This is a genomic window from Arthrobacter sp. TMN-49, assembly GCF_054511095.1.
In genome coordinates this window covers 26,668-50,796 of the sequence record NZ_JBTNDH010000016.1, presented here as the reverse complement: position 1 = coordinate 50,796, position 24,129 = coordinate 26,668, and the positions used below count along the sequence as shown (strand labels likewise).

The window sequence follows — 24,129 nt, the reverse complement described above, 5'->3', positions numbered from 1 at the left end:
GTGGTGGACTTTGTTCTGGTCGGTGCCTTGGTCACGGTGATCTTCGTGGCCCTGCTCCAACTGGCGTTGGCCCTGCACGTGCGCAATACCGTGGCCGACGCCGCCTCGTCAGCGGCCAGGTACGGTGCACTGGGGGACAGGACAGCAGCTGATGCCCACGAGCGGGCCACCATGCTGGTGGGCACGGCACTGGGACCCAACTATGTCCAAGACGTCTCCGTCAGCGTGGAAACCCAGAACGGGCTGAACATTCTGCAGGTGTCCATCACCGCGCCGTTGCCGTTGATAGGGCTGTTCGGTCCGGCGCGTTCCCTGGAGATGAGCGGCCATGCCGTCATTACCAAGTAGCACCCCGGCACCAGGGCAGGAGGGGCAGGAGCAGGACGGCAGTGCCATTGTCGAGTTCATCTTCCTGGCCGTGCTCCTCATGGTGCCTGTGGCGTACCTGATCCTGACTGTGGGTCAGGTTCAGGGCGGCGCCTACGCCGCGGTGGGGGCCGCCGATCAAGCAGCAAAAGTGTTTGTCATGCACCGCGACCTACCGGACGCACAGCTCGCGGCAGAACAAGCAGTCCGCCTGGCCATCGAGGACCTGGGTTTTGACGCGGGCGCCGCCGACCTGACCATCAGCTGCAGTGCCGGCTGCCTCACACCCGGCTCAACAGTGAGCGCCCATGTGCAGCTACGGGTGGAACTTCCCGTGGTGGGAGCAGTGCCCGGCGTCAACGCCAACGCGGCCACTGTCGATGCCATGGCCACACAAAAAGTGGGTCGCTTCAAATGATGCTCACTCAAGCAACCACCGCGCTGCACGATCCGGCACCGGCCAACAAGGGCGCAGCGCCCCGGCCAGGCAATGCTGACGGCCATGTCATGGTGCTCCTGATTGGCTACGTCCTGCTCACGCTCCTGGTGGTGACTGTGGTGGCGGCCGCCGGCAGTTTGTATCTGGGGCAGAAGAAACTCCTCTCCATGGCGGACAGCGCAGCGCTCGCGGCCGCTGACACCTTTGAACTCAACGGCGGCAGCACCAGCAGCGACCCGGGCACGCTGCTGACCAATCAGGGCGTGTTTGGTGCCGCACAGGACTACCTGGCCAGTATCCCGGCGCCCGACTCGATCAGCAATGTGGTCCTGGCTGAGGCCACCGGGGCCGGGGACGGGCGAACAGCGCACGTGAGCATCACCGGCGTCGTGCATCCGATGTTTATCAACTTTCTGGTGCCCGAGGGCATCAGCATCACCGTGACCAGCACGGCCCGGGCCAATCTGCTGCTCTGACCCCGGCCCACGCGATCGCCGCTAGGACCACTGCGCATGCCGTAGGCTTGAATATCATGGCAGAGATCGATTTTCCCGCAGAGATCCGCGCACTACGCGCAACCTACATCTCCATTGAGCAAGTTTCCGAAGTGGAGAAGCTCCTGGAGAATATTGAGGATTTGTCCGATCAGGCGGGCTCCCCCAATCTGTGGGATGACCCTGCCGCGGCGCAGAAGGTCACCTCCAAGCTCAGCCACGCCCAGTCAAAGCTGGAAAAGTTGCGCACCTTAGAAGCCCGGATCGATGACCTCGAAGTTCTGGTGGAGCTGGGTCAGGAAGAGGGCGACGCCGATTCTCTCGCCGAAGCGGCCAAGGACCTCCCCGGGCTGCAAAAGTCCCTGCAGGACCTGGAAATTGTGACGCTGTTGGCGGGGGAGTACGACGAACGCGAGGCCGTCGTCACCATCCGCTCAGGCGCCGGTGGTGTGGACGCCGCCGACTTCGCCCAAATGCTGCTGCGCATGTACCTGCGCTGGGCTGAACGCCACGGCTACCCCACAGCCGTCCTGGATACCTCCTACGCCGAAGAGGCCGGGCTGAAGTCCGCCACCTTTGAGGTCAAGGCGCCGTACGCCTTTGGCACGTTGAGCGTTGAAGCCGGCACTCACCGCCTAGTCCGGATCAGCCCCTTCGACAACCAGGGCCGGCGCCAAACCTCCTTTGCCGCCGTGGAGGTCATCCCGCTGATCGAACAAACCGACAGCATCGAGGTCCCGGACAACGAGATTCGGGTTGACGTTTTCCGCTCCTCGGGCCCCGGCGGCCAGTCGGTGAACACGACGGACTCCGCCGTGCGCCTGACACACCTTCCCACGGGCACAGTGGTGTCCATGCAGAATGAGAAGTCGCAGATCCAAAACCGCGCCGCCGCCATGCGTGTGCTGCAATCGCGCCTGCTGTTGCTGAAAAAGGCTGAGGAGGACGCCACGAAGAAGGCCATGGCGGGGGATGTGAAGGCATCGTGGGGGGACCAGATGCGCTCCTACGTGCTCAACCCCTACCAAATGGTCAAGGACCTGCGCACCGAACACGAGGTGGGCAACGCCGCGGCCGTGCTCGACGGCGAGATCGATGACTTCATCGACGCCGGTATCCGCTGGCGCGCCGACAACCGCAACGCCGCCAAGGCCTAGGCGCGTACCTGCAATCCCGGCGGAAACGCCCCATGGCGGCGTCGTCATTGCAGATGCAGCCTAAGAATCCGCGGGTTCACTGATAACGATTCAGCTTCGACACACCGTCGAGGAACCAGTAATCGTCGTGTGCGGAGCCTATAGTCGTTAAGCTGGCGGTTTCTTCCCCCAAACCTCTGCCCGGCCGTCAGCATGCCAGTGATTCTGCTGGGCGGGCAACGAAAAAGTCATGATTCGTTTTGAAAATGTGAGCATTGCTTACGATCGCAAGTCCAAACCTGCGCTCGACGACGTCTCCTTGGACGTGGATCGCGGCGAGTTTGTGTTCTTGGTGGGGTCCTCTGGCTCCGGCAAGTCAACACTGCTGCGCCTCGTACTCCGCGAATACAAGACCCCGCACGGGCAGGTCTACGTGGCCGGCCAGAATGTGGCCAATGTGCCCAGCTGGCGTGTGCCCAAGTTCCGCCGTGGCATCGGCGTGGTCTTCCAGGACTTCCGCCTGATCCAAACCAAGACCGTCTTCGCCAACGTGGCCTACGCCATGCAGGTCCTGGGCAAATCCCGCGCAGCCATCCGCACCGAAGTGCCGCGCGTGCTTGAACTGGTCGGTCTGGAGGACAAGGGCCACCGCAAGCCCACGGAGCTTTCAGGTGGTGAGCAGCAGCGTGTGGCCATTGCCCGCGCCATTGTGAACCAGCCCGGCATCCTGCTGGCGGATGAGCCCACAGGCAACTTGGACCCCATCACCAGCGCCGGCATCATGGACATTCTGGACAAGATCAACCAAAATGGCACCACAGTTGTCATGGCCACCCACGACGACGACATCGTGAACTCCATGCGCAAGCGCGTCATTGAACTGCACTTCGGCAAGGTCGTTCGCGACGAGCACGCGGCCCAGTACACCGCCATGATCCCGATCGTCCCGGCGGCGGTTGCGGCTCCCGCCGCCGTGCCCGTGAAGACCGACGACGCCGAACCCCAGACCCGCCGCCAGCGCGCAGTCAGTGTTGCTGCCGCCGGTGACGATTCAGCCACCCCGGACTCCATGCCGCCGCGGCTGGAACGCAAGCGTCAGCGGGAATTCCCGCTGGCGGATGAGCACAAGACGAGTACCGCAAACTTTGTGAATGAGGACCGACTGTGAGACTTGCTTTCATCATGAGCGAGTTGGGGAGCGGCCTGCGCCGTAACCTGACAATGGTCATTTCGGTGATCCTGGTGACCTTTGTGTCGCTCACCTTTGTGGGCGCGGCCGGGCTGTTGCAAATGCAGATCGGCCAGCTCAAGGGTTTTTGGTATGACAAGGTTCAGGTCACCATCTACCTGTGCACCGACGTGCCGGCCAACACCAACTGCGTGTCCGGACCTGTCACGCCCGAACAAAAAACGGCCGTTGAGGGAATGCTTGAATCTCCGGCGGTAAAACCGTATGTCGAGAATTGGACGTTTGAAACCCAGGACGAGGCGCTGACTCACTTCCGTGAGCAGTTCGCCAACTCACCCATGGTGGATTCCGTGGAAGCCGGAAACCTCCCGTCCTCCTTCCGGATCAAATTGAACGATCCGGAAAAGTACCAGATCATCAACGAGACGTTCTCGGCAACCCCCGGGGTGGATTCGGTGGTTGATCAACGCAAGGTGCTGGAGAAACTTTTCTCGTGGATGAACATTGCCACGTATGTGGCCATGGGTGTGGCGGCTCTGATGATTGTCTGTGCGGCCTTGCTCATTGCCACCACCATCAGACTTTCCGCCCAATCGCGCATGCGTGAGATCGACATTATGCGATTAGTGGGTGCGTCAAAGACGGTGATTCAACTGCCCTTTGTGCTTGAAGGAGTCATTGCCGCCACCATTGGTGCCCTACTGGCCTCCGGTGCTGTGTGGTCCATTGTGGTGTTCTTTATGGGCGGCTACCTTGCCGACGCCAACACGGGGACCCCCTTCATTTCCGCCCGTGAGGCGCTGGTGATCTACCCGGTCTTGATCTTATTGGGCGTAGTGTTGGCCGGGGTGGCATCGGCTGTTTCCCTGCGGAAGAACCTAAAAGTGTAAGGTGAACAGGGGCCTTGTTACTGAAGGTACTCATGTGACTGGTGTTAAAAGTGTCATTATTCGAGGAGCTATACGGCATGAATTCGATATCAAGCGAGGGAATTGGATCCGTGAAATCCCCCCGACTTGGGCGTAACATGCCCAACGCCCGCCCTCGAACGCGCCGTCTCAGCGCTGCGCTCACCGTGCTGCTGGCTGCGGCACTGCTGGGGCTGGTGCCACCGGCGCAGGCCGAGGATCTCAACGACAAGGCTGCTGCCCTGGAGCAGCAGGCACAAGACGTGCAATCCTCATTGGAGTTCGTTGACTCCGGAATCGCCAAGTCAGCTGCCGATTTGGTGACGTACCAGGGCCAACTGCCCGGGGCCCAAGCCGCGCTCTCACAGGCACAGACCCGTGTCAGCGCTGCCGCCGCCGAGTCGAGCTCGTTGGCGGCCCGCATCGACCTGGCACAACAAAGCAAGGACAAGATCACCGCCCAAATTGCTGCCGACGCCAAAAAGGCCACAGCCACTAAGGCCTTGATTGGGCAGATTGCTGCGCAGTCCTACAAGGCTGGCGGACTGCCGGTCAACCTGACACTGATATTGGGTACTGGCTCCACCACAGATCTCGCCAACTCCATTGACTTGGCCGAGCAAGCCTTGCGCAGCCAGACGGCTGCTCTTGAAGCGTTAACCGCGCAAAAGGCAACCAATCAAAACGCACAGGCACGGTTGGCTGCTGTTGAAGCCGAGATCAAGGATCTGAAGCGGCAAGCGGACGCGGCGCTGGCCGCGGAGCAGGTGGCCCGTGATGCGGCCGCCGCCAAGAAAGCCACTGTCGATAAGCTGATAGCCGATTCTGCCACACTGAACGCGAAGCTGGCCTCTGAAAAGCCCCGCATCCAGGCCAAGCTCAAAGCCGTCGAGACAGAGAAGAACGCCGTAGCGGACCAAATTGCCGAGATCCAGCGAAAAGAGCTTGAAGCCGCCGCAGCAGCCGCCAAGGCCGAGGCGGAACGAGTTGCCCGTGAGCAGGCAGCCAGCCAGGGCAACGGCGGCAACGGATATGTGCCCCCGCCCTACGTTCCCCCGGCTCCCGGCAACCCCTCAGCCTTTGGCCTGCGGCACCCCTTTGCCGGGAACATCCCCATCACCTCACCCTTTGCCAGGAATCGCCCGGTTCCCCCGGGCAGCGCCGATTTCAACGGCTCCGGGTACTACGATCACACAGGTGTGGACTTTGGCGCCCAGTGTGGCACACCGGTCTATGCTGCTGCGGACGGAACGGTAGAAATCGCCGGTCAGACTACTGTTGTCTACGGCGGCGGAAACGTGTTGTACATCAGTCACGGTGTTGTGCAGGGAAATGCTTTGATGACAGTCATGTACCACAACTCCTCGGTGATTGTTTCGGCCGGGCAGCGCGTCAAGGCGGGCCAGTTGGTGGGTTACTCCGGAAACACCGGAAACTCAACCGGCTGCCACGCCCACTTCGAGACCTGGCTCAATGGAACTCCTGTCGATCCCATGGGACTGCTCTAAGGTTCATGCCAGCGCCTATCAGCGGGGTGTTGCTACACTAGGGACTCGCGCCGGTGCCATGTTTTGTGCCCCGGGGTGAGCGCACGTATTCATAACAAATGTCAAAGGAGTCAGCTGTGCCTAAAGAAAGTGGCCGTAAAGTTGTGGCCACCAACCGCAAGGCCCAGCACGATTACCACATCATGGATACCTATGAGGCCGGCCTGGTCTTGATGGGAACCGAGGTGAAGTCGCTGCGCGAAGGCCGCGCTTCACTGGTCGACGGATTCGGCACCTTTTACAACGACGAACTGTGGATTGAAGCCGTCTACATTCCGGAGTACCTCAACGGGAGCTGGACCAACCACACGGCCCGACGCCGGCGGAAACTGCTGCTGCACCGCGAGGAACTGGACAAGATTGCCTCCAAGACCCGTGAATCCGGCTACACCATTGTGCCGTTGCAACTGTACTTCCTCGATGGCCGCGCCAAGGTTGAAATCGCCATTGCCCGCGGTAAAAGAGAGTACGACAAACGGCACGCGCTCCGGGAAAAGCAGGACAACCGCGAGGCCCTGCGCGTGATGCGCGAAAAGAACCGCGGCTAGCACCTGGCGGTCTACGCACCGTAGCCGGGATCATTGTCGGGCCCTGGCCTAAGCTGAGAGCAGCAGCATCTGATACCGGAAGGCAGATTGTGGTGGCCCGTAGCAGAAGACGTTGGTGGATACTCGGCACCAGCCTTGTGGTGGTGGCGTTGGTGATCACCCTTGTGGTGGTGTATTCCAGCAAACAACGCGACGAGCCGCTGACCGGCCCGACGGCAACGGGGGTCAGCCCCTCCGCCACAGCCGGTTCCTCGGCCGGCGCGACCACGCCGCCAAGCCCCGCCGGCACAGGCAGCCAGGCTCCGACGTCGGGCGCTTCTGCCGGCGGACTGGCAGGCAGAACGCTCGCTGCCATGACCCTTGAACAAAAAGTGGGTCAGGTGTTGATGGTGTCTTCGCCGGTCACAGGTGCCGACGCCGACTCACGCCATGCCGTGGACACCTTGTACGTGGGCAATCTTTTCATGAAGGGCCGCAGCACGGCCGGACAGGCCGGGATAGCTGCGCAGGTGGCTGACATTGCGGGCAGCATTTCTGGTTCCCGCACGGCCGGTGTCAGGCCCTTCGTGGCCACCGACCAGGAGGGAGGCCTGGTGCAGATCATGCAGGGCGCTGGCTTTGACGTGATGCCCCAGGCCATTGAACAAGGGCAACTGCCGGTGGCCAGACTCCGGTCAGACGCCACCACCTGGGGGCAACAATTGGCCGCCGTGGGAGTGAACGTCAACCTGGCCCCAGTGCTGGACACGGTGCCCAGCGCAGCATTTGCCCCGCAGAACGCCCCGATTGGCGCGTTTGGGCGCCAGTTCGGCTACACCCCGGCCGCAGTATCCAGCCATGGCGTGGCGTTTGCACAGGGCATGGCGGCAGCCGGTGTTGAGGCAACTATCAAGCATTTTCCGGGGATGGGTCGGGTCACCCTGAACACCGATGTTTCCGCAGGGGTGAGAGATGACGTCACCGTGCGCAACGATCCCTATATTGCCCCCTTCCGCGACGCGGTGAACGCCGGTGTGCCGTGGCTGATGGTATCCAACGCCTACTATCCCAAGATTGACAGCACTAATCCGGCGCCATTCTCACGCCTTATTGTCACGGACATGGTGCGCGGCGACCTCGGGTTCAAGGGGATTATTGTCAGCGACGACATTTGCGACGCCGTACAGGTCTCCAGCGTGCCCGTGGCTGAGCGTGGCGTCGACTTCATCGCGGCCGGGGGCACCATGGCGTTGTGCACCAACCAGTCCCTGCTCCCGCAGATGTACGCGGGGATGCTCACCGCCGCGCAGGCCGATCCCGCCTTCGCGGCCAAAGTGGATGCGGCTGCACTGCTGGTGCTGGCGGAGAAAGCGGACAGAGGACTCATCAACTAGCGCCGGTGGGAATAAAACCGGTCGACTATGCGCTAGCATGGATAGTCCACGGAGACTTTCGCAAGGAAGCATCCGTGGTTTGAAAAAACAATAGGGGATGATCGGTTTCGACGGTGTTAGTCGAGACAGGTGAAGCGGGTCGAGGATACAGGGTTAACTCGTAAACGATCTCTGTAAAACATAAGTGCTGACTCAAATCGCACTGACTTCGCTCTTGCTGCCTAAGCAGTAAGACAGTCCGTCAGCCCGGGAATGCTCTCGTCCCGGATCCTGGCGTCATCTAGAGGGCCACTGCTCTAAGTGCTTGTTGTAGGCGCTTAGGGGACTCTTATACAACTGGGCCTGGCAGCTACTTGTTTGCGAGATAGCTGGGGCCGAGAAAAACCGCTGCAAACTGCACCCGGAGAAGCCCTGACAAAGCAACATCGGACGGGAGTTCAATTCTCCCCATCTCCACATCCCTATTGGGACCTGTTCCCCGCCACTGCGGCGGGGGACAGGTCCTTTTTTGTGTGCCCGCGGAGCGGGCGCACCACGCCGGACGGCGAGCCCGAGTTAAACAACTAAGTGGTGGCTCGGTATCTCAACCGAACCACCACTCACCCCCAAGGATTTTGTGAATTAGGCATCGAGATGCTTTGTTCACACATCCATTAGTATGCCAGAAACTAATGGAATAGTGCACATTCTGTGATTGTTGTGGACGCCCAAGGAATGGCTAGGGCCGGGCCCGGTTCTGTGCCGGGAGATTAGCCAGAGACCGCCATACCAACACCATGCCAACAGCAACGGACAATACGGCCGTAAAAGAAACAATCTTCTTCAACGGTGTCTCGTGCCAGGCAGCCAACTGCAGGGGCGCGGAGATGCAAACTAAAAGGAACCCCGAACTCAGGAATGAGGCCGCCACCCGGTCCATCGGTGGCCTGTGTGAGAAGGCTGCTTTTGCTGTGGGCACAACCACGCAGGCTGAGGCATAGGCCAGGTAGGCAACACCAATCCACATATACGTATCAACGGAAGGCTGGTCAAAGAATCCGGCGAGTCCTGTGCTTGAACCCTGAAGATCGGAAAGTAAAAAGGTGATCCAGATCCCCAAGGAAGAAAGCACCAAAACAGCAATGCCCACCGGACCCCGAATGAGGGCGCGGGACAACGGGGAACTGTAGGCGGCAGCAACCCGGGAGGTCAGCAGGAAGAAGACACCAAACAGGCTCACTCGCAGGATGGCATTGGCCAGGTTGACCCCGCCGAGCAGGGTGTCAACGGGCATGTAGATGGCTGGAATACTCAGGGCCACGCTGACGGTAATCAGGGCAAAGGCCCACGACAACCCACGATTGCGCCCCTTGACCATGGTGGGAAGCCGCCAAAGCGTACAGCCGAGGCAAGCAACTAGCGCTGTCCATTGCAGAATTGAAATCATCCCAAGTACTCCCAAACATTGCGGGCCGCAGCCGTGTCGTCCTCGGAGCGCCGCAAAACTCGGCTCAATGCTTCCAGCCGGTCCGCTGTCAAGGAAACCAGGACGCTGTTGGCGGTGCCCCTTAGCGCTGACGCGCAGGAGCCAGCGACCCAACCAGCTTCGGCGGGGGTTAGGAAACCAGTAGCAACCAGCCCGTTGGTTAAGCCAACCCCGGCGATCCTGGCGCTTTCGATGGCCAATTCGGCGCTTAATCTGTTGGCGCTGATCTGCGCTGACAAGTTTTGGGGTGCGATGGCAGCGTTCCTGGCCACCGTCTGCCTTAAGTCGGAAGGGTCAATGGCGTCCAGCCAGGCCCGTACCGAGGATCTGTGGGGGATCGTTGGCAGCGCCACAGGTGCCGGGTCGCTACCAGTTTCGGCCGCTAAATTGCGGTTGAGAATCTCCTGCAACAGGCCGGCGTCGGAAATCTGGCTGAGCAGTTCCGCCGTGGTGGGCACCTTGGCCCCGGCGGCAAGGTCTTCAAACTTGGGAAAGTTGGACAAGGAGGTAACGACCGGCAGGTTCAGAGAGCGGCTGACAGCTGCAATGGTTGCCAGCGAAACGCGCCCACGCACCAGTTGTTGTGCAAGCGTGGAGCGCTTAATGCCTGCCGCACGGCACACAGCCGCCTGACTGGTGGAGCCGGCAACGTCGCCGAGCCAGCATTGGAAGTGCTTTGCCGCAACTGTCATTGTCCCGTACCCCCGAGTCCCTGATGTAAGAAAGTTTTCACCTGAGGGCCAAGTTTAGGGATCCTGCGTGTCGACGATGCCACGGAACCGGCTGCCAACGCCGTCATATTCGCTCCGCCGCATGCCAGCAGCGGGGGCGGGGAGTTCGGAATTGCTGTGAAAGTCGCAAATGACATAGGTGAAATCGGGCCACCACTTCTTAGGCCGCGCCACCTCAAGGAAATCGCAAAGATAGCAGCGTAAATCAACCCAAACAGGGCGTTTGCCTGTTGCATTTGCCCGCGACTGTGCAAGCCATGCCGGAGGATTAGCGTCCATCGAGGCTACTTCGGCCGCGCTCATGCGGGAAGGAATGCCGTTTCGTGCAGCCATTTCCGGCGGAATGTTCAGTGCCTGGGCCACTTGGCGGCGATTCAGCGAAGAATGTGAGGAATAGTTGTTTGCCATGTTCCTTTAAGGATAAGGCGAAGCTGGCCTGCTGGCGATTCAATGCCCGGCCCGGCTGCGTTGCCCGGTCTTTGCGGGACTGTTCACGGCTGGCCGGCACCGCCCTCAAACCGCCATCCAGGGGGTGAGAATGTTCACAGAATACCCGCATAAGGCGTCAAAAGGGGTCTTGTTTTGGCTAGAAGAGAGCAAAACCGTCACCCATACTCTATGCTGTGGGAAAACAGCGGGTAAATAAGGGCGCAAATCCAGCTTTCAGGGGCTAGGATGGGGCGCTGAAACACCCCGCCGAAACCACGAGCACTTCAGGAGTTTGAAAACCGCATGGCAACGGATTACGACGCACCCCGCAACAAGGACGAAGACCACGAGACAGAGTCGCTTCAGGCGCTCCAGGTTCAGCGTGGCGGTGCCCAGACGGCTCACATTGACGTCGAAGATTCAGACACGGCCGAGGGTATGGATCTACCCGGAGCCGACCTCTCCAATGAGGAATTGGTTGTTCAGGTCATTCCGGCACAGGACGACGAGTTCACTTGTTCATCGTGTTTCCTGGTCCGCCACCGCAGTCAGGTTGCGCGCGAAAAGAACGGCCTGCTCTTCTGCAAGGACTGCGAAGGCTAACTGGCCCTTGCACAACTCAGCGCCTAACCGCGCTGTGCGCAACAAGGCAGGGAGCCGATCATGGTGGCACGTGTGCAGGAACTGTTGGACACCTTCGCCGCGCCCGGGGCATGTGCGGCGACGTTATTGTGCGATCGGCACCCCGCCAGCGCCACGGCCTTTACCGTCATAGCCGCTGACCTGAGTTTTGTTGATATTAGTTACGGCGAGCTGCGGGAGAAATCCACGCGGTTCGCCGCTTCTTTAAGCTCTTTGGGTGTGCGCCGCGGCGATCACGTGGCCACGCTTATGGCCAAATCGGCCGAACTGGTCATAGCGCTGCTGGGCCTTTGGCGTCTGGGCGCCGTGGACGTTCCCTTGTTCACCGCCTTCGCCCACGACGCCATTGATTTCCGCCTACAAGCCAGCGGCGCCCGCATAGTGATTTGCGACGCCGATCAGCGCAACAAACTGGTGCCCCCGGGTGAGGTTCCCACCGACGCCTCCCGCCTAGTCATCGTGGCTCGCGGGGAAGCCTATGGCTACGATGTCTCACTGGCCGAAATGGTGGCCGGCAAGGGTGCCTTCGCCGAGCTGGAGAACGCGCAGCCGGACGACGGCGGATCGGTTGCCGTTGGCGGCGGTGGCCACCTGGCGCAGCTGTTCACCTCGGGCACCACTGGATCACCCAAGGGCGTGCCCATCCCGCTGCGGGCTGTGGCATCCTTTGCGGGATACCAGGAGTTTGGCCTGGATGTCCAAGCCGATGACGTCTTTTGGAATGTGGCAGACCCCGGGTGGGCGTACGGGCTGTACTTTGCCTTGCTGGCGCCGCTGGCCACGGGAACCCGTTCACTGCTGCTGTCCGCCGGCTTCAACCCGGCACTCACCTGGGCTGTCATGGAGAAGTTTGGTGTCACCAACTTTGCCGCCGCGCCCACCGTGTACAGGTCCCTGCGCGCCGGCTCCACCCCTGAACAACGCCACGTGCTACGACGGGCGTCCAGCGCCGGGGAACCCTTAACCCCCGACGTCATCTCCTGGGGTCGTGACGTTTTTGGTCTTGACGTCCGTGACCACTACGGCCAAACCGAGCTTGGCATGGTGGCGGGCAACGCCTGGGCCGATGCGCTCCTGGCACCCCTGCGGCCAGGCTCCATGGGTGTGTCCCTGCCGGGCTGGACGGTGAATGTGCTGGCGGAACTCGATGACGAACTCGCCGCCGACGGCGAACCCGGACGGGTGGCCATCAACGTGGCAGCGAGTCCGTTCATGTGGTTCGGCGGCTACGTTGCTGCCGCCGAGAAAACAGCGCAGCGCTATACTGCCGACGGCGCGTGGTACCTGACAGGGGACTCCGGACGTCGGGACTCCGACGGGTTCATCTACTTCTCCTCGCGCGATGATGACGTGATCATCATGGCCGGCTACCGTATTGGCCCCTTCGACGTGGAATCGGTGCTGCTGAACCACCCGGACGTTTCCGAGGCTGCGGTGATTGGCACCCCCGATGAGATCCGCGGGGAAGTGTTGGAGGCTTTCGTGGTGCTCCGCGACCCGTCGGCCGCCGGCGAGGCCATGGTGACTGAACTGCAGCAGCTGGTGAAAACCCGTTTTGCCGCCCACGCCTATCCGCGGCGCATCCACTTCGTCTCCGAGCTGCCCAAAACACCCAGCGGCAAGGTTCAACGCTATGTGCTGCGCAAAGCCCGGGCAGCCATGCAGGATCTTCCCTAGGGGCTCCGGGGGAGCGCCCTAGATCTCCGTCGCTGAGGAGTGTGGATTCATCAGCGAACCGCCGGTGAGATCCTGCACGGAACAGCCGGGATGCGATCCCGTCGATGTCAGCCACAGCGACGCCGCAACCTCGTACGCCAAAGCCAAGGGGACGGCGTCGTGCGGGGCATTGAGCTTTCTCACCTCAATGCCCGCACCAAAGGGCAGGCGCGACAACACCAACAGGCCCGTATCCAGGCCAATGCCGTGCTGCTCCAGATAGCGCAGCAGTTCGGGATCGTGATCGCTGATACGGCTGACACTGCCGCTATGGCCGGCGTCCAGCTCGTCGAGCCGGTGCGAGGGGGCCATGATGATCTTGCCGTCCGGGTCAGGGATGGGGTCACCATGTGGATCCCGGGTGGGGTGGCCCAATTTGGCGCTCATGCGCTCAATGAAGTGCTCGGACACTGCGTGCTCAAGCTGTTCGGCCTCGTCGTGCACCTCATCCCAGGTGTAGCCAAGCTCACGGACAAGGTAGGTTTCCAGGAGCCGATGCCGGCGCACCATTGACAACGCGAGCGACAAACCACTCTCGGTCAGGTGGATGGGGCTGTACGGCTGGTGATCCACCAAGCCCTGGTCCTTGAGCTTGCGCACCATCTCCGAAACGGAGGAGTTGGCCACGCCCAGCCGGGTGGCCAGGGCTGTGGACGTGATGGGCTTGTCCTGCCACTCCGTGTAGGCATAGATGACCTTGACATAGTCCTCGATGCTGGAGGAGGTGGCGGTTTGTTTCACAGAAACTAGCCTACCGCTAGGCGCGCCCGGCGCACGTCAGCGGCTACAAAACTCCGCCCATGAACTCGGGCCGGGTTCACGGGTCTAGCCGAGCTTGTGCGTGCGCCACGTCTGGGCCACATAGGGCAGCTGGAGTTCCTCCTCAGCGAAGTGGCCCAGATGCTCAAGGAGGTACCACCGGAGATTCGTCATGACCCTGGCGCGGATGGGATCGGCCGCCTTGAGGTAGTAGCTGCGGGACTTGGCGAGCTCCATGATGGCCTCGGGCGTCACCTGTTGCATCCACCGGGTGTTGTGAACCTGGGGTGCGGCGAATTCTTTTCCGACGGTGGGGCGGAAATCAGGCTTGTGCACGTCTCCGGCGTGCATGATGCGGGCCAGGCGGTGAACCCACGGGACACCGACGTCGAGCTGGTTCCAGATCAATCCCAGGGTGCCGCCCGGGCGCAGCGTCCGAGCAATCTCGGTGCTGGCGGCGAGGGGGTCGCACCAGTGCCAGGCTTGTGCCACAACTGCCAGATCCATCGAGGAGGTGGCCAGCTCAAGGTGCTCGGCCGTGCCGACAATGGTGGTTGTGTGGGGCAGGTCCGCCAGCAACTGGGCCAGCATGTCCGCCGAGGGGTCCACGGCGGTCAGCGACCAGCCGTGCTGGGCCAATAGTTGTGTGTACTTCCCTGTTCCCGCGCCCACATCAAGGACGTCTTGGATAGGACGCGGGGAAGCGGCAATCAACCAGTCAAGGGAATCATCGGGGTAGCTGGGGCGGACCTTGTGGTAGTGGCTCCCGCCTTCTAAGAAGGCCGCGCCCATATGCCTGCGCCGTTCGGCGTCAAAGACCGGTCCGCCTACCCCTGCCATGGTGCCCCCGAAAAGTTGTGCCGTTTTGCCCGTTCAACAATACCCGTGGTGGAGTCAACCTGCCCACCCAAACGCTATCGCAGCAATGGCTGGTTTTTGCCGGACGCTGTCTCACCGGGTGCGATAGGGATCCGAAAGAACTGACCATTGCTGCGAGAGGGTGTGTTTTTTCTAGGTGTTGCAGGGGGCTGCGCCGGCGGTGCCGGGCGTGTTCGGCGCCCACTCCGGGTACACGCGGTTGTCATTGGCTGGAATCCAGCGCCCTGCATCAACCACATAGTCCCAGCCGAGCCCGTCGCGCAGCAGGGTGCTCACGCCCTCGAGCAGGCGCGCGGCGTCCTCAAGCCGGGAGCCCACACCGAAGCTGGCGCGCAAGGATCCCGATGGTAAGCCCAAACGGTTCAGCAGCGGGTGGGCGCAGAACTTGCCGTCACGCACGCCCACGCCGTGTTCGGCTGACAAATATGCGGCGACCAGCCCGGCGTCGTACCCGGTGACGGAAAAGTTCACCACACCGATGCTCCCGCACTCGGGGTAGTCGGTGGAGTCGGTGAACAGCGCATGGACGTTGACGCCGTCCACCGCGGCGAAGCCAGCCACCAGGTACTCCCGCAATTGCTGTTCGTGGCTGTGCCAGTCCTTGGCGTCAAGCGCTGCCAAGGCGGTGGCAGCCTTCGCCAAGGTGGCGGCACCCAGGACGTTGGGGGAGCCGGCCTCGTGACGGGCGGGGCCCTCGCTCCATCTTGTCGATTCCAAACGGACTTCCTTCACGGCCCCGCCACCGGCCAGGTGCGGTTTGCCCGCATCCAGCCAATCCGAGCGACCCACCAAAACGCCCGCACCAAAGGGGGCGTACAGCTTGTGGCCGGAGAAGGCCAGATAGTCGATCCCGCTGGCGTTTAGGTCGATGCGGCGGTGCGGGGCCAGCTGGGCCGCATCGACAACAATGCGTGCGCCGTAGCTGTGGGCCAGTGCGGCAAGTTCGTTCACGGGCAGCACCTCACCTGTCACGTTCGATGCACCCGTGACAGCCAGGAGCAGCACGTTGCCGGCCCGCAGCTGTGTCTCAACGCGAGCAAGGGTTGCTGTGATGGACTCGGCGGCCACCACCGATCGGTGCGGCAGCGCCTGCCACGGGAGCAAGTTGGCGTGGTGCTCAATGTCCAGGTACAAAACTTCGCCGTGGGCGTTGGAACGGCCCTCGGTGAAACCCTTTTGGGTCAGCAGGCTCTGCACGCAACCAGCCAAAACGTTCAGCGAATCGGTGGTGTTGCGCGTGAAGATGACTGTGTCGTCGGGGCGCGCGCCCACAAAGTCGGCCACAATTGTGCGGGCATTTTCATACACGGAGGTGCTCACCTGGGAGGCAAATCCCGCGCCCCGGTGCACGCTGGCGTAGTACGGCAACACCTCGTTCAGGTGTTCGGCCACGTCCTCAAGGGCCGGGGCCGATGCAGCGTAGTCAAGGTTGGCGTAACGTATCTGACCACCGTGGATCAAGGGGGCGGATAAATCCTGGCCCACCACCGGCAACAAGGGGGAGTTGACCAGGGAGGTTTTTTCCAAAAGGGCGTTGCTCATCGATAATTCCTTCGACGGAAGGACCCTTGGAGGGAGCCAAGAAGTCCGCGCTTGCCATGACCGTTCCGGCCTGGCCAGGTCGTCACCCGGGGCACCCCGCCGCGAAAGGAGGGTTGCCGGCCAGCAAACCGGGGTTTAGCGCTGGCACTCGTGACCTATGCCAAAAACAGTAGCCCAAGAATGTCCTTCTCGCATTTGTTACGTCACAAAATCCCTCTGCCGCGGAACCGGGGCCGAACCGGCGCCGGGTGGACAAAAAAGAACGACGGCGGAAGCCGCCGTCGTTCTTAACACACTTGAGCTATTTGGTTCTAGCCCAGCAAATCATCCCAATTGGGGTTCAGGCGCTGCAAAACTTCCGTGTGCAAGATGGAATTGGTGGCCAGGGCGTTGCCGCCGAAGGGGCCGTCCGCGCCTTCCAGGGAGGTGAAGCGGCCACCAGCCTCGGTCACGATTGGCACCAGGGCGGCCATGTCGTACAGGTTCAATTCGGGCTCGCAGGCGATGTCCACGCTGCCCTCGGCAACCATGCAGTAGGACCAGAAGTCTCCGTACGCGCGGGTGCGCCAGACGTCGTCGGTGAGCGAAATGAACTCGTCACGATTACCCCGCTCAGCCCAGCCGCTCAGCGAAGAATAGGACAGTGAGGCGTCCTTGAGCTCTGCAACATTGGAGACGCGGATGCGAGTGGCTGCGGCCAATGACCTGCCCATGTAAGCACCTGTGCCCTCGGCGGCCCACCACCGTTTGCCCAGGGCGGGGGCGCTCACCAAGCCAACAACGGGGCGGCCCTCATCGACCAGGGCGATCAGCGTGGCCCAGACAGGCACCCCGCGCACAAAGTTCTTGGTGCCGTCAATGGGATCGATGATCCAGCGACGCGTTCCATGACCGGTGCTGCCGAACTCTTCGCCCAGCACCGCATCGCGCGGGCGAACCCGGGAAAGCTGGCTGCGGATTGATTCCTCGGCCGCCTTGTCCGCATCCGTCACCGGTGTCAGATCGGGCTTGGTCTCAACTTCCAGATCAAGGGCCTTGAAGCGGGCCATGGTCAGCGAATCCACGCTGTCCGCCAAAACATGGGCCAGGCGGAGATCGTCGTTGTACGTCTGGGGTTCAATCGTCATGTACAACACGCTATCGGTAGTTGGGTCAATACTGCGGGATGACGCACAGCGGGGGAGGTCGGGCAGCCGGATCCGGCATTTTTCCGGCGACTATCCGACGCGTCGGCCGCGGGCGGCCTTTGGCGTCTCCTCTACGTCGCCTACAAAAAATGTCGGATCCGCCTGCGAGGTGCAACGGTTGGGCCCACGGTGGCTTCGCCGCAGTTACTCGATGATGCCCAGTTCCTTCTCCGCTGCGCGGCCCTCTGTCCTGTCGCTGGTGCCCAGCAGGCGGCGCAGTGAGGCCAGACGGGCCGGTCCGGCGTCGCCGGCGAGCCCTGCAGCCACATAGGGGTCCAGGCCGCAGTTCACCGCGACACTGTCATGCTTGCAACCGCGTTCGCAGTCGTCGGTGCCGGGCTGCAGGTCCGGGAAGGCCTGCAAAATCCTATTGGGGTTCACATGGGCCAGTCCGAAGGAGCGGATGCCCGGGGTGTCAATGATCCAGGAGCCGGGTTTGCCGTCTTCGATCCGCAGGGCGAGCGCCGATGAGGAGGTGTGGCGCCCGCGGCCCGTGACGGCATTGACGCCGCCGGTGGCCCGCTGGGAACCCGTCAGGGCGTTGACCATGGTGGACTTTCCCACGCCGGAGTGGCCCACCATGACGCTGACCTTGCCGTTGAGGTAGCCGTGCAATTGCTCCACGGCACCACCTGCCAGCAGGGCGGAGTCGCCGTCGTCGCTGCGGGCATCGATGCCGGAAGCACCGTCAGCAGCCGTCCGGCTGATAATGACTGTCATGTCCAGGTGCTCATAGTTGGCCAGCAGCTCTGCCGGATCCTTGATGTCGGTCTTGGTGATCAAGAGCAGCGGTTCAATGCCGGAGTCGTAGGCTGCCACCAAAGCCCTGTCGATGAATCCTGTGCGCGGTTCGGGGTTGGCAGCGGCCACCACAATGACCAGCTGGTCGGCATTGGCCACCACCACGCGCTCCACGGGATCGGTGTCATCGGCGCTGCGGCGCAGCAGCGTCCGGCGTTCCTCGATCCGTACCAGCCGGGATAAGGTGTCGGGCTTGCCCGTCACGTCACCAACCAGTGCCACAAAGTCCCCGGCCACCACGGGATTTCGCCGCAGTTCCCTAGCCCTGGCCGCAATCAGTGTGCGTTCGGTGGGCTCATTCTCATCGACAATGGCCGTGTAGCGTCCGCGGTCAACCGTGACAATGCGGCCAATGACGGCTTCCCCGTAGGCTGGCCTGTCCTTGGTGCGGGGCCGGCTGCCCTTTTTATTGGCCCTGACCCGGACATCGGATTCGTCCCAGTTGCTGTAGTCCTTTGCCATGCCTTACGCCTTTGCGCCGGCCGCCGCGGTCTGTGAAACCATGGCCGCCCACATGGCCGGGAAATCGGGCATTGTTTTGGCTGTGGTGCCAATGTTCTCAACCTCGACGCCGGGCACGGCCAGGCCGATGATGGCGCCAGCAGTTGCCATGCGGTGATCGTGGTAGCTGTGGAACACCCCGCCTCGGAGCGGGGCCGGGGTGATGATCAGCCCGTCCTCTGTCTCTTCGGCGTTGCCGCCCAGGGCGTTGATTTCAGTTACCAGGGCAGCCAAGCGGTCGGTTTCGTGCCCGCGCAGATGCGAAATGCCGCGCAGCCGTGACGGTGTTGCGGCCAAGGCGCACAGGGCTGCCGTTGACGGCGCCAGCTCGCTGGTGTCAGCAATGTCCACGCCACGGATTTCGGGGCCGCCGGTGACAGTCAAGACACCGTCTTCCAAGGTGACTGTGGCGCCGAACTGGGGCAGGATTTCACGCCACTTGTCACCGACCTGGGTGGTGTTGGCAGGCCAGTTGGGGATGCGGACCGTGCCACGGGTGGCGAGGGCGGCAGCCAGGAACGGGCCGGCGTTGGAGAGGTCTTGTTCCAGCACCACGTCAAAGGCGGCGACAGGGCCGGGTGCAACGATCCAGTGATTCGGGGTGGAATCGTCAATAACAACACCCACGGTTCGCAGGATCGCCACTGTCATCGAGATGTGGTCAAGGCTGGGCACCGAATCACCGGTGTGTTCCAGGTGCAGGCCCTGGGTGAAACGTGGGGCCACCAGCAACATGGCGGAAATGAACTGCGAGGAACCGCCGGCATCCACGCGCACGTGGCCGCCCGCAACATCGCCCGTGCCGTGCACGGTGAACGGCAAGAAGCCATCCTCGCCGTCCTCCACCCATACGCTAAGGCCCTCCAACGCGGCCACAATCGGAGCCATGGGGCGAACAAGAGCTGCGGGATCGCCGTCGAACGTCACGGCACCAGAGACCAGGGCAGCCAGCGGGGGAACAAAACGCATGACAGTGCCAGCGAGTCCGCAGTCCACCCTGATACCATCCTTGGGCGCCACATGATCGGCGGGGATGGGTGTGACCACAAGATCGGGGACAGCCCCGCTGCCGGGAAGCTCCGTAATGGTGGCACCCATGGCACGCAGCGCAGCAATCATCAGGTCGGAGTCGCGGGACTGTAGGGGCGCACGCAAGCGGGATTCGCCGTCGGCAATGGCGGCGAGGACAAGATACCTGTTGGTCAGCGATTTAGAGGCCGGGATGGTGACAGTGGCGTCCAAGGGTGTTGTGGAGAAAGGCGCGGGCCAATGGGCTGCGGTCATGGGTTATTACTGTCCTGTCACGTCGTGAGCTAACGCGCGAACTGTCTTGTCCGCATTCTTCAGTTGCTTGTGTGTGGTCTTCTTGCCGGTTTTGAGCAGCTTTTCCGCCCGCCACGCCAGGCCGGGGCGTCCTGCTGTATCCACACTGGCCAGCAGCGCACCACCCACCAGACCAATGTTCTTGGCCAGCTGATGGCGGCGGTGGGAGCGGTTTTCCTTGTTGGTGGGCTCGGCGGTGCGGTACTCCACCACTGTGTTCAGCCCGGCCGTGACGGCGAGCACCATCGCTGCGGCGCGGGAGCATTTCCCTGTGGCCAACAAAATGCCTGCGCCGACCTGTGTTCCGGCCAGCACTCGGGCCAGTGACTTTTCGCTGACTTCCATGGGCAAAGCGGCACTGAGCGGCTGCAGAACGGGCCGCAACTGCGCAGCTGTTTGGTCTGCGTGGCGCAGCCGGTCAAGGCCGGCAAGGATGAATGATGATGCCAGCATGGGGCGGGCAAGTGCGCGAACAATGGACAAGAAGGCCTCCTTGGTGGTGCTCTGTGCATCCCGCTGACTTTTCTGCCGGCCAAACGGAACGCCAATGTTGTGTCTAAGTCTCCCACGTCTGATTCGCTGATGCCGAGTTTGCGGAATATCCGACGCCGTTCCCCGGTTTAGTAGATAGGCGGCCTGTCCTGTAGGGGGCCGGCCGGGCAGACAAACCATGCGAGCGAAAGGCGGCAATGCAGACACTGAACCATTCGGCAGCCCTGAAGCTGAGTCTGAGCATAGACTCAACAGTGATGAACATTTCCGAGCCTGAGCAAACCATTGAGTCAGCTGCGCCGATCCTCGACGCCGAGCCGTCCAACGCTGCGCAATCCTCGCCTGTGCAGAGCACTGATGTGGAGGCGGTGGACGTTGCCGCCGAAACCGCTGACGCTAGGCGTGCGCGCTTTGAGCGTGACGCCATGGTCTATGTTGACCAACTGTACTCAGCGGCCATGCGCATGGCCCGCAACCCCAGTGACGCCGAGGATCTGGTGCAGGAGGCCTACACCAAGGCGTTCTCGGCTTTTCACCAGTACAAGCCCGGCACCAACCTCAAGGCGTGGCTGTACAGGATTCTGACCAACACGTACATCAACTTGTACCGTAAGCGGCAGCGCGAACCCCTCCAGTCCAACGCCGACAGCGTTGAGGACTGGCAGCTGGCCCGGGCGGAGTCGCACACCTCCCGGGGTTTGCGTTCGGCCGAGGCGGATGCGCTGGATCACTTGCCGGATTCTGATGTGAAGAACGCCTTGCAGGCCATCCCGGAAGAGTTCCGGCTCGCGGTGTATTTTGCCGATGTGGAAGGCTTTGCGTACAAAGAGATTTCAGAGATCATGAACACCCCCATTGGCACCGTGATGTCACGGTTGCACAGGGGACGGAAGCTTTTGCGAGATATGTTGGCCGACTACGCCGTCGATCGCGGCTATGTCAAGGACACCACTCAACTGACGGAAACGGAGAAATAATCATGGGCGACTGCCAAAGCCTCGGCGATTGCGACGACGAACGGATCGGTCGGATCTACGAGTACCTGGATGGGGCACTGTCCCTGGATGACATCACCGAGATCAAAACCCACCTGGACGGCTGCGAGGACTGCGCGCACCAGTATGACTTGGAATGCGTCATCCGCACGGTTGTTAAGCGTTCCTGCAAGGAAGCGGCTCCGGAAACCCTCAAGGCAGCTATTCTGGCGCGCCTGCATGAGAACAAGCCCGCAGCCGTCTAGCCAGGCCGCTGCGTGATGGTGCCGAGGGAACTGGCCGGCCGGCCCGTCACCCGGCGGTGCATTGAGCCGGCGATCACATGTGCTTGTGCTTTTGCCAGCTCAGCCTTTTCCCCGGCAAAGAGCATGTCCACGGTGCTGCTCCACAGTGTCAGCCACCGATTGAAGTGCTCCCCGGTCAGTGGTTCCTTGGCATCAACGTCAAAGTGGATATTCAGGGCATTGCGTTTGTAGAGTCCGGCCTTGAACAGCACGGTCTGCCAGAAGTCAGCCATGATGGGCAGATGCTCGGCCAAGTCAAGGTCAAGGTGCGCCACCTCCGTGAAGATGGGCCCCAGCAGGTCGTCGGCAAAAGCCTTGGTGTAAAAAGTCTCCACCAGCTCAAGGATGTCCGCCCGGTTGGCGATATCGGGGAGCTGAACCACCGGTTCGGGCACTTCCGAAGCTGTGTAGGCGTGGAGGTTCGACGTCGTTCTGCCGGAGTTTGGTGCTTGACTGCCCATGGTTGCCCGGCCCGTTACTGCCAAGGCAATCGGGATTCCTGCCACTGGCAGTCCAATAGGGTGAGCAGCACGATGGGGACCATTTCCTTGCCTTCACAACGGGTGGGGAAGTTACACTTCCAGCTTAGCTTTGCGCCGGCGCATGCGCACCGGTGCGGGAGCACAAAAGCCCGCCCCGCCGAATGGCGGAGCGGGCTTTCGCATTTGTTACGTCAAGACTTACGTGTTGGGACGCTTACCGTGGTTAGCGCCGCCCTTTTTACGATCCCGACGCTTACGTGAACGCTTCGACATAGCTGTCTCCAATCATCTAGAAAGACCTTCAAAAAAACGATCCTTACCCATTTTGGCATAAGTGACTCATGCGTGCCTAACCGAGAGGACCATTCACTTCTTCAACGAAGCCCGGATGGCGATGGCTGACTGGTTCAGGACGGTTCCGAGCGTCACAAGGTCTAGCTCGTCCAGACCGTTCCGGGCTGCGTGCAGGCGCAAGTCCAGCCGCAGGTCATCGCGGAATTTTTGCAGCAGGAACTCGGCCTCCTTGAGTTGCTTTCCGGTGACAACGGTTTCGCTTCGCGTTGTTCGTGCCGCGTGGTGGGCCTGGGTTTTGGCGGTTTCGGCGCTGGCTGCCAGATCTGCCCGCAGGCTGCGCATGTTTTCCTGCACATCCACCCGAATATCGTCTGCGAGCCTTCGCACGGAGGCAGAAATTCTGGCCTGAACCTCGTTGAGCTCATGGCGGCGTTGTTCAAGCTCGGACCGGCCCGCAGCTGTCAGGGAGTAGACGGTGCGCCGCCCCTCCATGGTGGTCTGCAGCAGCCGCTCCTCCTGAAGTTTCGCCAGCCGCGGGTATACAGTCCCTGCACTCGGGGAATAGGTGCCACCGAAGCGGTCGGTTAAGGCGCGAATGATCTCATAGCCGTGTTGGGGGCCTTCCTCCAGAACAGCGAGTAAGTACAGGCGAAGGGCGTGGGCAATGATTTCCCCGCTCACGGTGTCCAGGGTCAGCAGCCCTTCGGTGGCATCGGACATCAGGGAAAGGGTGACTGTGCGCAGCGTTGTCTTGGCGCTGCCACTGACCATGCCGTCGCCATTGACTGTGCTTGACCAGACAAACGCGCCCGGGGGAACGGCGCTGCTGATCACGGCACTAGCGCCCTGCTGAAAGTTGATCAGACGCGGCAACCAGGTGGCGGCGTTGACGGTCCACGAACAACTGACCCGCAGAAAACGCCGAAAACACGCGCTTTTAGCGCGATTTTCGGCGTTTCCTGCGGGTCAGTTGCGCAGGTTAGGGGAGGATCAGTCAGCCTCGGGCAGATCCAACCACTGGTACCAGCCGCGGTGCAACACCAGCCACGCCATGAGGCCGTAACCGGCCTGACCGGGGGAGCCGGCATTGGCCGCTATGTCATTGCGCCACTGTTCGTGGTTCTGCAACGGGGCGAAGGTGTCAACGTAGTGGTGCTTGCGACGGGTGGTGACATCGGCAAACGCTGCGTTGAGCTCCGCCACCTTGCGGTTCAGTGCAGGATCCAGCGTCGGCGGTGGGCCCACCACAAACACGGGAATGTTCAGCTGGGTGGCACCATCTAAAATATTGGCCAGATTCAACCGGCTGCGGGCAGTGGACAAACCGTACTCAATGTCACGGGCGGAGAGGCCAATGACAAGCCGGTTCTCATGAAAGTCATCAAAACGTCGGCCGGCCTCGTGCAGCCAACGGCCCGCCAGCGTCTCGGTGCCCTCGCGCGGAGACGCCAGAACAAACGACTCAACCGAGACGGTGTCCTGTGGAGTCCTTGCCAATACCCTGCCTAGCCAGCCCAATGCGCGGGGATCGCCCACACCCGCCACTAACTCGTCCCCAACAGCCACAATGCGCAGTTCCCGCTTGTCCACGGCGCCCCTTTCATTCC

27 protein-coding genes, 1 other RNA gene and 1 riboswitch are annotated in these 24,129 nt (G+C 61.8%); of the genes, 14 read left to right on the top strand and 14 right to left on the bottom strand.

Annotation, left to right across the window (positions count from 1 at the left end; genetic code table 11):
• The 10 genes from ACX80E_RS09330 to ssrA all read left to right on the top strand — a co-directional run bounded on the left by ACX80E_RS09330 (window position 1) and on the right by ssrA (window position 8,459).
• Window positions 1-348 carry a TadE/TadG family type IV pilus assembly protein gene (locus tag ACX80E_RS09330; RefSeq protein WP_459301637.1) on the top strand — a complete coding sequence of 116 codons (348 nt, stop codon included), beginning with the start codon at window positions 1-3 and terminating at the stop codon, window positions 346-348.
• A complete protein-coding gene (locus ACX80E_RS09325) occupies window positions 329-784 on the top strand; it encodes a hypothetical protein (RefSeq protein WP_459301636.1) in 456 nt (151 codons plus the stop codon). The genes ACX80E_RS09330 and ACX80E_RS09325 overlap by 20 nt, the downstream gene beginning before the upstream one ends.
• Window positions 781-1,281: a pilus assembly protein TadG-related protein gene (locus ACX80E_RS09320; protein ID WP_459301635.1), complete on the top strand. Its 501-nt coding sequence runs from the start codon at window positions 781-783 to the stop codon at window positions 1,279-1,281. Before ACX80E_RS09325 ends, ACX80E_RS09320 begins: the two co-directional genes overlap by 4 nt.
• A gap of 56 nt (window positions 1,282-1,337) precedes the next feature.
• The gene (gene prfB, locus ACX80E_RS09315) at window positions 1,338-2,456 is read left to right on the top strand and encodes a peptide chain release factor 2 (protein WP_459301634.1); all 1,119 of its coding nucleotides are present in this window, start codon (window positions 1,338-1,340) and stop codon (window positions 2,454-2,456) included.
• A 229-nt stretch (window positions 2,457-2,685) separates the two neighbouring features.
• Window positions 2,686-3,603, top strand: coding sequence for a cell division ATP-binding protein FtsE (ftsE, locus tag ACX80E_RS09310; RefSeq protein WP_459301633.1), 918 nt, complete (start codon window positions 2,686-2,688; stop codon window positions 3,601-3,603).
• Window positions 3,600-4,514 (top strand): permease-like cell division protein FtsX, encoded by a 915-nt coding sequence (ftsX, locus tag ACX80E_RS09305; protein WP_459301632.1) that lies wholly within the window; start codon window positions 3,600-3,602, stop codon window positions 4,512-4,514. The genes ftsE and ftsX overlap by 4 nt, the downstream gene beginning before the upstream one ends.
• A gap of 137 nt (window positions 4,515-4,651) precedes the next feature.
• Complete coding sequence (locus ACX80E_RS09300) at window positions 4,652-6,040, top strand: peptidoglycan DD-metalloendopeptidase family protein (RefSeq protein WP_459301631.1); 1,389 nt, start codon at window positions 4,652-4,654, stop codon at window positions 6,038-6,040.
• Between the two features lie 116 nt (window positions 6,041-6,156).
• Entirely contained in the window at window positions 6,157-6,627 is a 471-nt protein-coding gene (gene smpB / locus ACX80E_RS09295; RefSeq protein WP_459301630.1) for an SsrA-binding protein SmpB, read from the top strand.
• A gap of 92 nt (window positions 6,628-6,719) precedes the next feature.
• A complete protein-coding gene (locus tag ACX80E_RS09290) occupies window positions 6,720-8,000 on the top strand; it encodes a glycoside hydrolase family 3 N-terminal domain-containing protein (protein ID WP_459301629.1) in 1,281 nt (426 codons plus the stop codon).
• 93 nt (window positions 8,001-8,093) lie between these two features.
• Window positions 8,094-8,459, top strand: a transfer-messenger RNA (tmRNA) gene (gene ssrA / locus ACX80E_RS09285).
• Between the two features lie 259 nt (window positions 8,460-8,718).
• Here ssrA and ACX80E_RS09280 read toward each other — a convergent pair.
• Genes ACX80E_RS09280 through ACX80E_RS09270 form a run of 3 tightly spaced genes read right to left on the bottom strand, consistent with a single transcriptional unit; the run spans window position 8,719 to window position 10,604 of the window.
• Window positions 8,719-9,426, bottom strand: a complete 708-nt coding sequence (locus ACX80E_RS09280) for a hypothetical protein (RefSeq protein ID WP_459301628.1) — start codon at window positions 9,424-9,426, stop codon at window positions 8,719-8,721.
• Window positions 9,423-10,157 (bottom strand): hypothetical protein, encoded by a 735-nt coding sequence (locus tag ACX80E_RS09275; RefSeq protein ID WP_459301627.1) that lies wholly within the window; start codon window positions 10,155-10,157, stop codon window positions 9,423-9,425. The genes ACX80E_RS09280 and ACX80E_RS09275 overlap by 4 nt, the downstream gene beginning before the upstream one ends.
• 54 nt (window positions 10,158-10,211) lie before the next feature.
• A complete protein-coding gene (locus tag ACX80E_RS09270; RefSeq protein ID WP_459301626.1) occupies window positions 10,212-10,604 on the bottom strand; it encodes a hypothetical protein in 393 nt (130 codons plus the stop codon).
• Window positions 10,605-10,928: 324 nt separating this feature from the next.
• Here ACX80E_RS09270 and ACX80E_RS09265 point away from each other — a divergent pair, with 324 nt between their 5' ends.
• Both ACX80E_RS09265 and ACX80E_RS09260 read left to right on the top strand, forming a co-directional pair.
• A complete protein-coding gene (locus ACX80E_RS09265) occupies window positions 10,929-11,228 on the top strand; it encodes a DUF4193 domain-containing protein (RefSeq protein WP_103464613.1) in 300 nt (99 codons plus the stop codon).
• Between the two features lie 60 nt (window positions 11,229-11,288).
• A complete protein-coding gene (locus ACX80E_RS09260; RefSeq protein WP_459301625.1) occupies window positions 11,289-12,944 on the top strand; it encodes an AMP-binding protein in 1,656 nt (551 codons plus the stop codon).
• An 18-nt stretch (window positions 12,945-12,962) separates the two neighbouring features.
• Here ACX80E_RS09260 and ACX80E_RS09255 read toward each other — a convergent pair whose 3' ends face one another.
• The 7 genes from ACX80E_RS09255 to ACX80E_RS09225 form a co-directional block, all read right to left on the bottom strand.
• Window positions 12,963-13,724, bottom strand: a complete 762-nt coding sequence (locus tag ACX80E_RS09255) for a metal-dependent transcriptional regulator (RefSeq protein WP_459301624.1) — start codon at window positions 13,722-13,724, stop codon at window positions 12,963-12,965.
• Window positions 13,725-13,808: 84 nt separating this feature from the next.
• On the bottom strand, window positions 13,809-14,582 hold the full coding sequence (locus tag ACX80E_RS09250; RefSeq protein ID WP_459301623.1) for a class I SAM-dependent methyltransferase: 774 nt from the start codon (window positions 14,580-14,582) through the stop codon (window positions 13,809-13,811).
• 171 nt (window positions 14,583-14,753) lie between these two features.
• On the bottom strand, window positions 14,754-16,163 hold the full coding sequence (locus ACX80E_RS09245; RefSeq protein ID WP_459301622.1) for an aminotransferase class V-fold PLP-dependent enzyme: 1,410 nt from the start codon (window positions 16,161-16,163) through the stop codon (window positions 14,754-14,756).
• A 42-nt stretch (window positions 16,164-16,205) separates the two neighbouring features.
• A riboswitch (SAM riboswitch) is annotated at window positions 16,206-16,319 on the bottom strand.
• Window positions 16,320-16,474: 155 nt separating this feature from the next.
• Entirely contained in the window at window positions 16,475-17,290 is an 816-nt protein-coding gene (hisN, locus tag ACX80E_RS09240) for a histidinol-phosphatase (protein ID WP_459301621.1), read from the bottom strand.
• Window positions 17,291-17,494: 204 nt separating this feature from the next.
• The gene (gene rsgA / locus ACX80E_RS09235; RefSeq protein ID WP_459301620.1) at window positions 17,495-18,613 is read right to left on the bottom strand and encodes a ribosome small subunit-dependent GTPase A; all 1,119 of its coding nucleotides are present in this window, start codon (window positions 18,611-18,613) and stop codon (window positions 17,495-17,497) included.
• A 3-nt stretch (window positions 18,614-18,616) separates the two neighbouring features.
• Window positions 18,617-19,936, bottom strand: a complete 1,320-nt coding sequence (gene aroA, locus ACX80E_RS09230; protein ID WP_459301619.1) for a 3-phosphoshikimate 1-carboxyvinyltransferase — start codon at window positions 19,934-19,936, stop codon at window positions 18,617-18,619.
• A 6-nt stretch (window positions 19,937-19,942) separates the two neighbouring features.
• Complete coding sequence (locus ACX80E_RS09225; protein ID WP_459301618.1) at window positions 19,943-20,458, bottom strand: DoxX family protein; 516 nt, start codon at window positions 20,456-20,458, stop codon at window positions 19,943-19,945.
• A gap of 206 nt (window positions 20,459-20,664) precedes the next feature.
• Here ACX80E_RS09225 and ACX80E_RS09220 point away from each other — a divergent pair, with 206 nt between their 5' ends.
• Together ACX80E_RS09220 and rsrA are read left to right on the top strand one after the other, a co-directional pair.
• A complete protein-coding gene (locus ACX80E_RS09220; RefSeq protein ID WP_459301617.1) occupies window positions 20,665-21,444 on the top strand; it encodes a sigma-70 family RNA polymerase sigma factor in 780 nt (259 codons plus the stop codon).
• Between the two features lie 2 nt (window positions 21,445-21,446).
• A complete protein-coding gene (rsrA, locus tag ACX80E_RS09215; RefSeq protein WP_459301616.1) occupies window positions 21,447-21,707 on the top strand; it encodes a mycothiol system anti-sigma-R factor in 261 nt (86 codons plus the stop codon).
• On the opposite strand, the gene ACX80E_RS09210 is transcribed toward rsrA, so the two are convergent.
• From ACX80E_RS09210 to ACX80E_RS09195, 4 genes are all read right to left on the bottom strand, one after another.
• On the bottom strand, window positions 21,704-22,252 hold the full coding sequence (locus tag ACX80E_RS09210) for a group III truncated hemoglobin (protein ID WP_459301615.1): 549 nt from the start codon (window positions 22,250-22,252) through the stop codon (window positions 21,704-21,706). The two genes, rsrA and ACX80E_RS09210, sit on opposite strands and share 4 nt — an antisense overlap.
• A 174-nt stretch (window positions 22,253-22,426) precedes the next feature.
• Entirely contained in the window at window positions 22,427-22,501 is a 75-nt protein-coding gene (locus tag ACX80E_RS09205) for a 50S ribosomal protein bL37 (protein ID WP_370739471.1), read from the bottom strand.
• Between the two features lie 93 nt (window positions 22,502-22,594).
• Window positions 22,595-23,356: a PadR family transcriptional regulator gene (locus tag ACX80E_RS09200; RefSeq protein ID WP_459301614.1), complete on the bottom strand. Its 762-nt coding sequence runs from the start codon at window positions 23,354-23,356 to the stop codon at window positions 22,595-22,597.
• A gap of 156 nt (window positions 23,357-23,512) precedes the next feature.
• Window positions 23,513-24,112: a GDSL-type esterase/lipase family protein gene (locus ACX80E_RS09195; protein WP_459301613.1), complete on the bottom strand. Its 600-nt coding sequence runs from the start codon at window positions 24,110-24,112 to the stop codon at window positions 23,513-23,515.
• Between the last annotated feature and the right edge of the window lie 17 nt (window positions 24,113-24,129).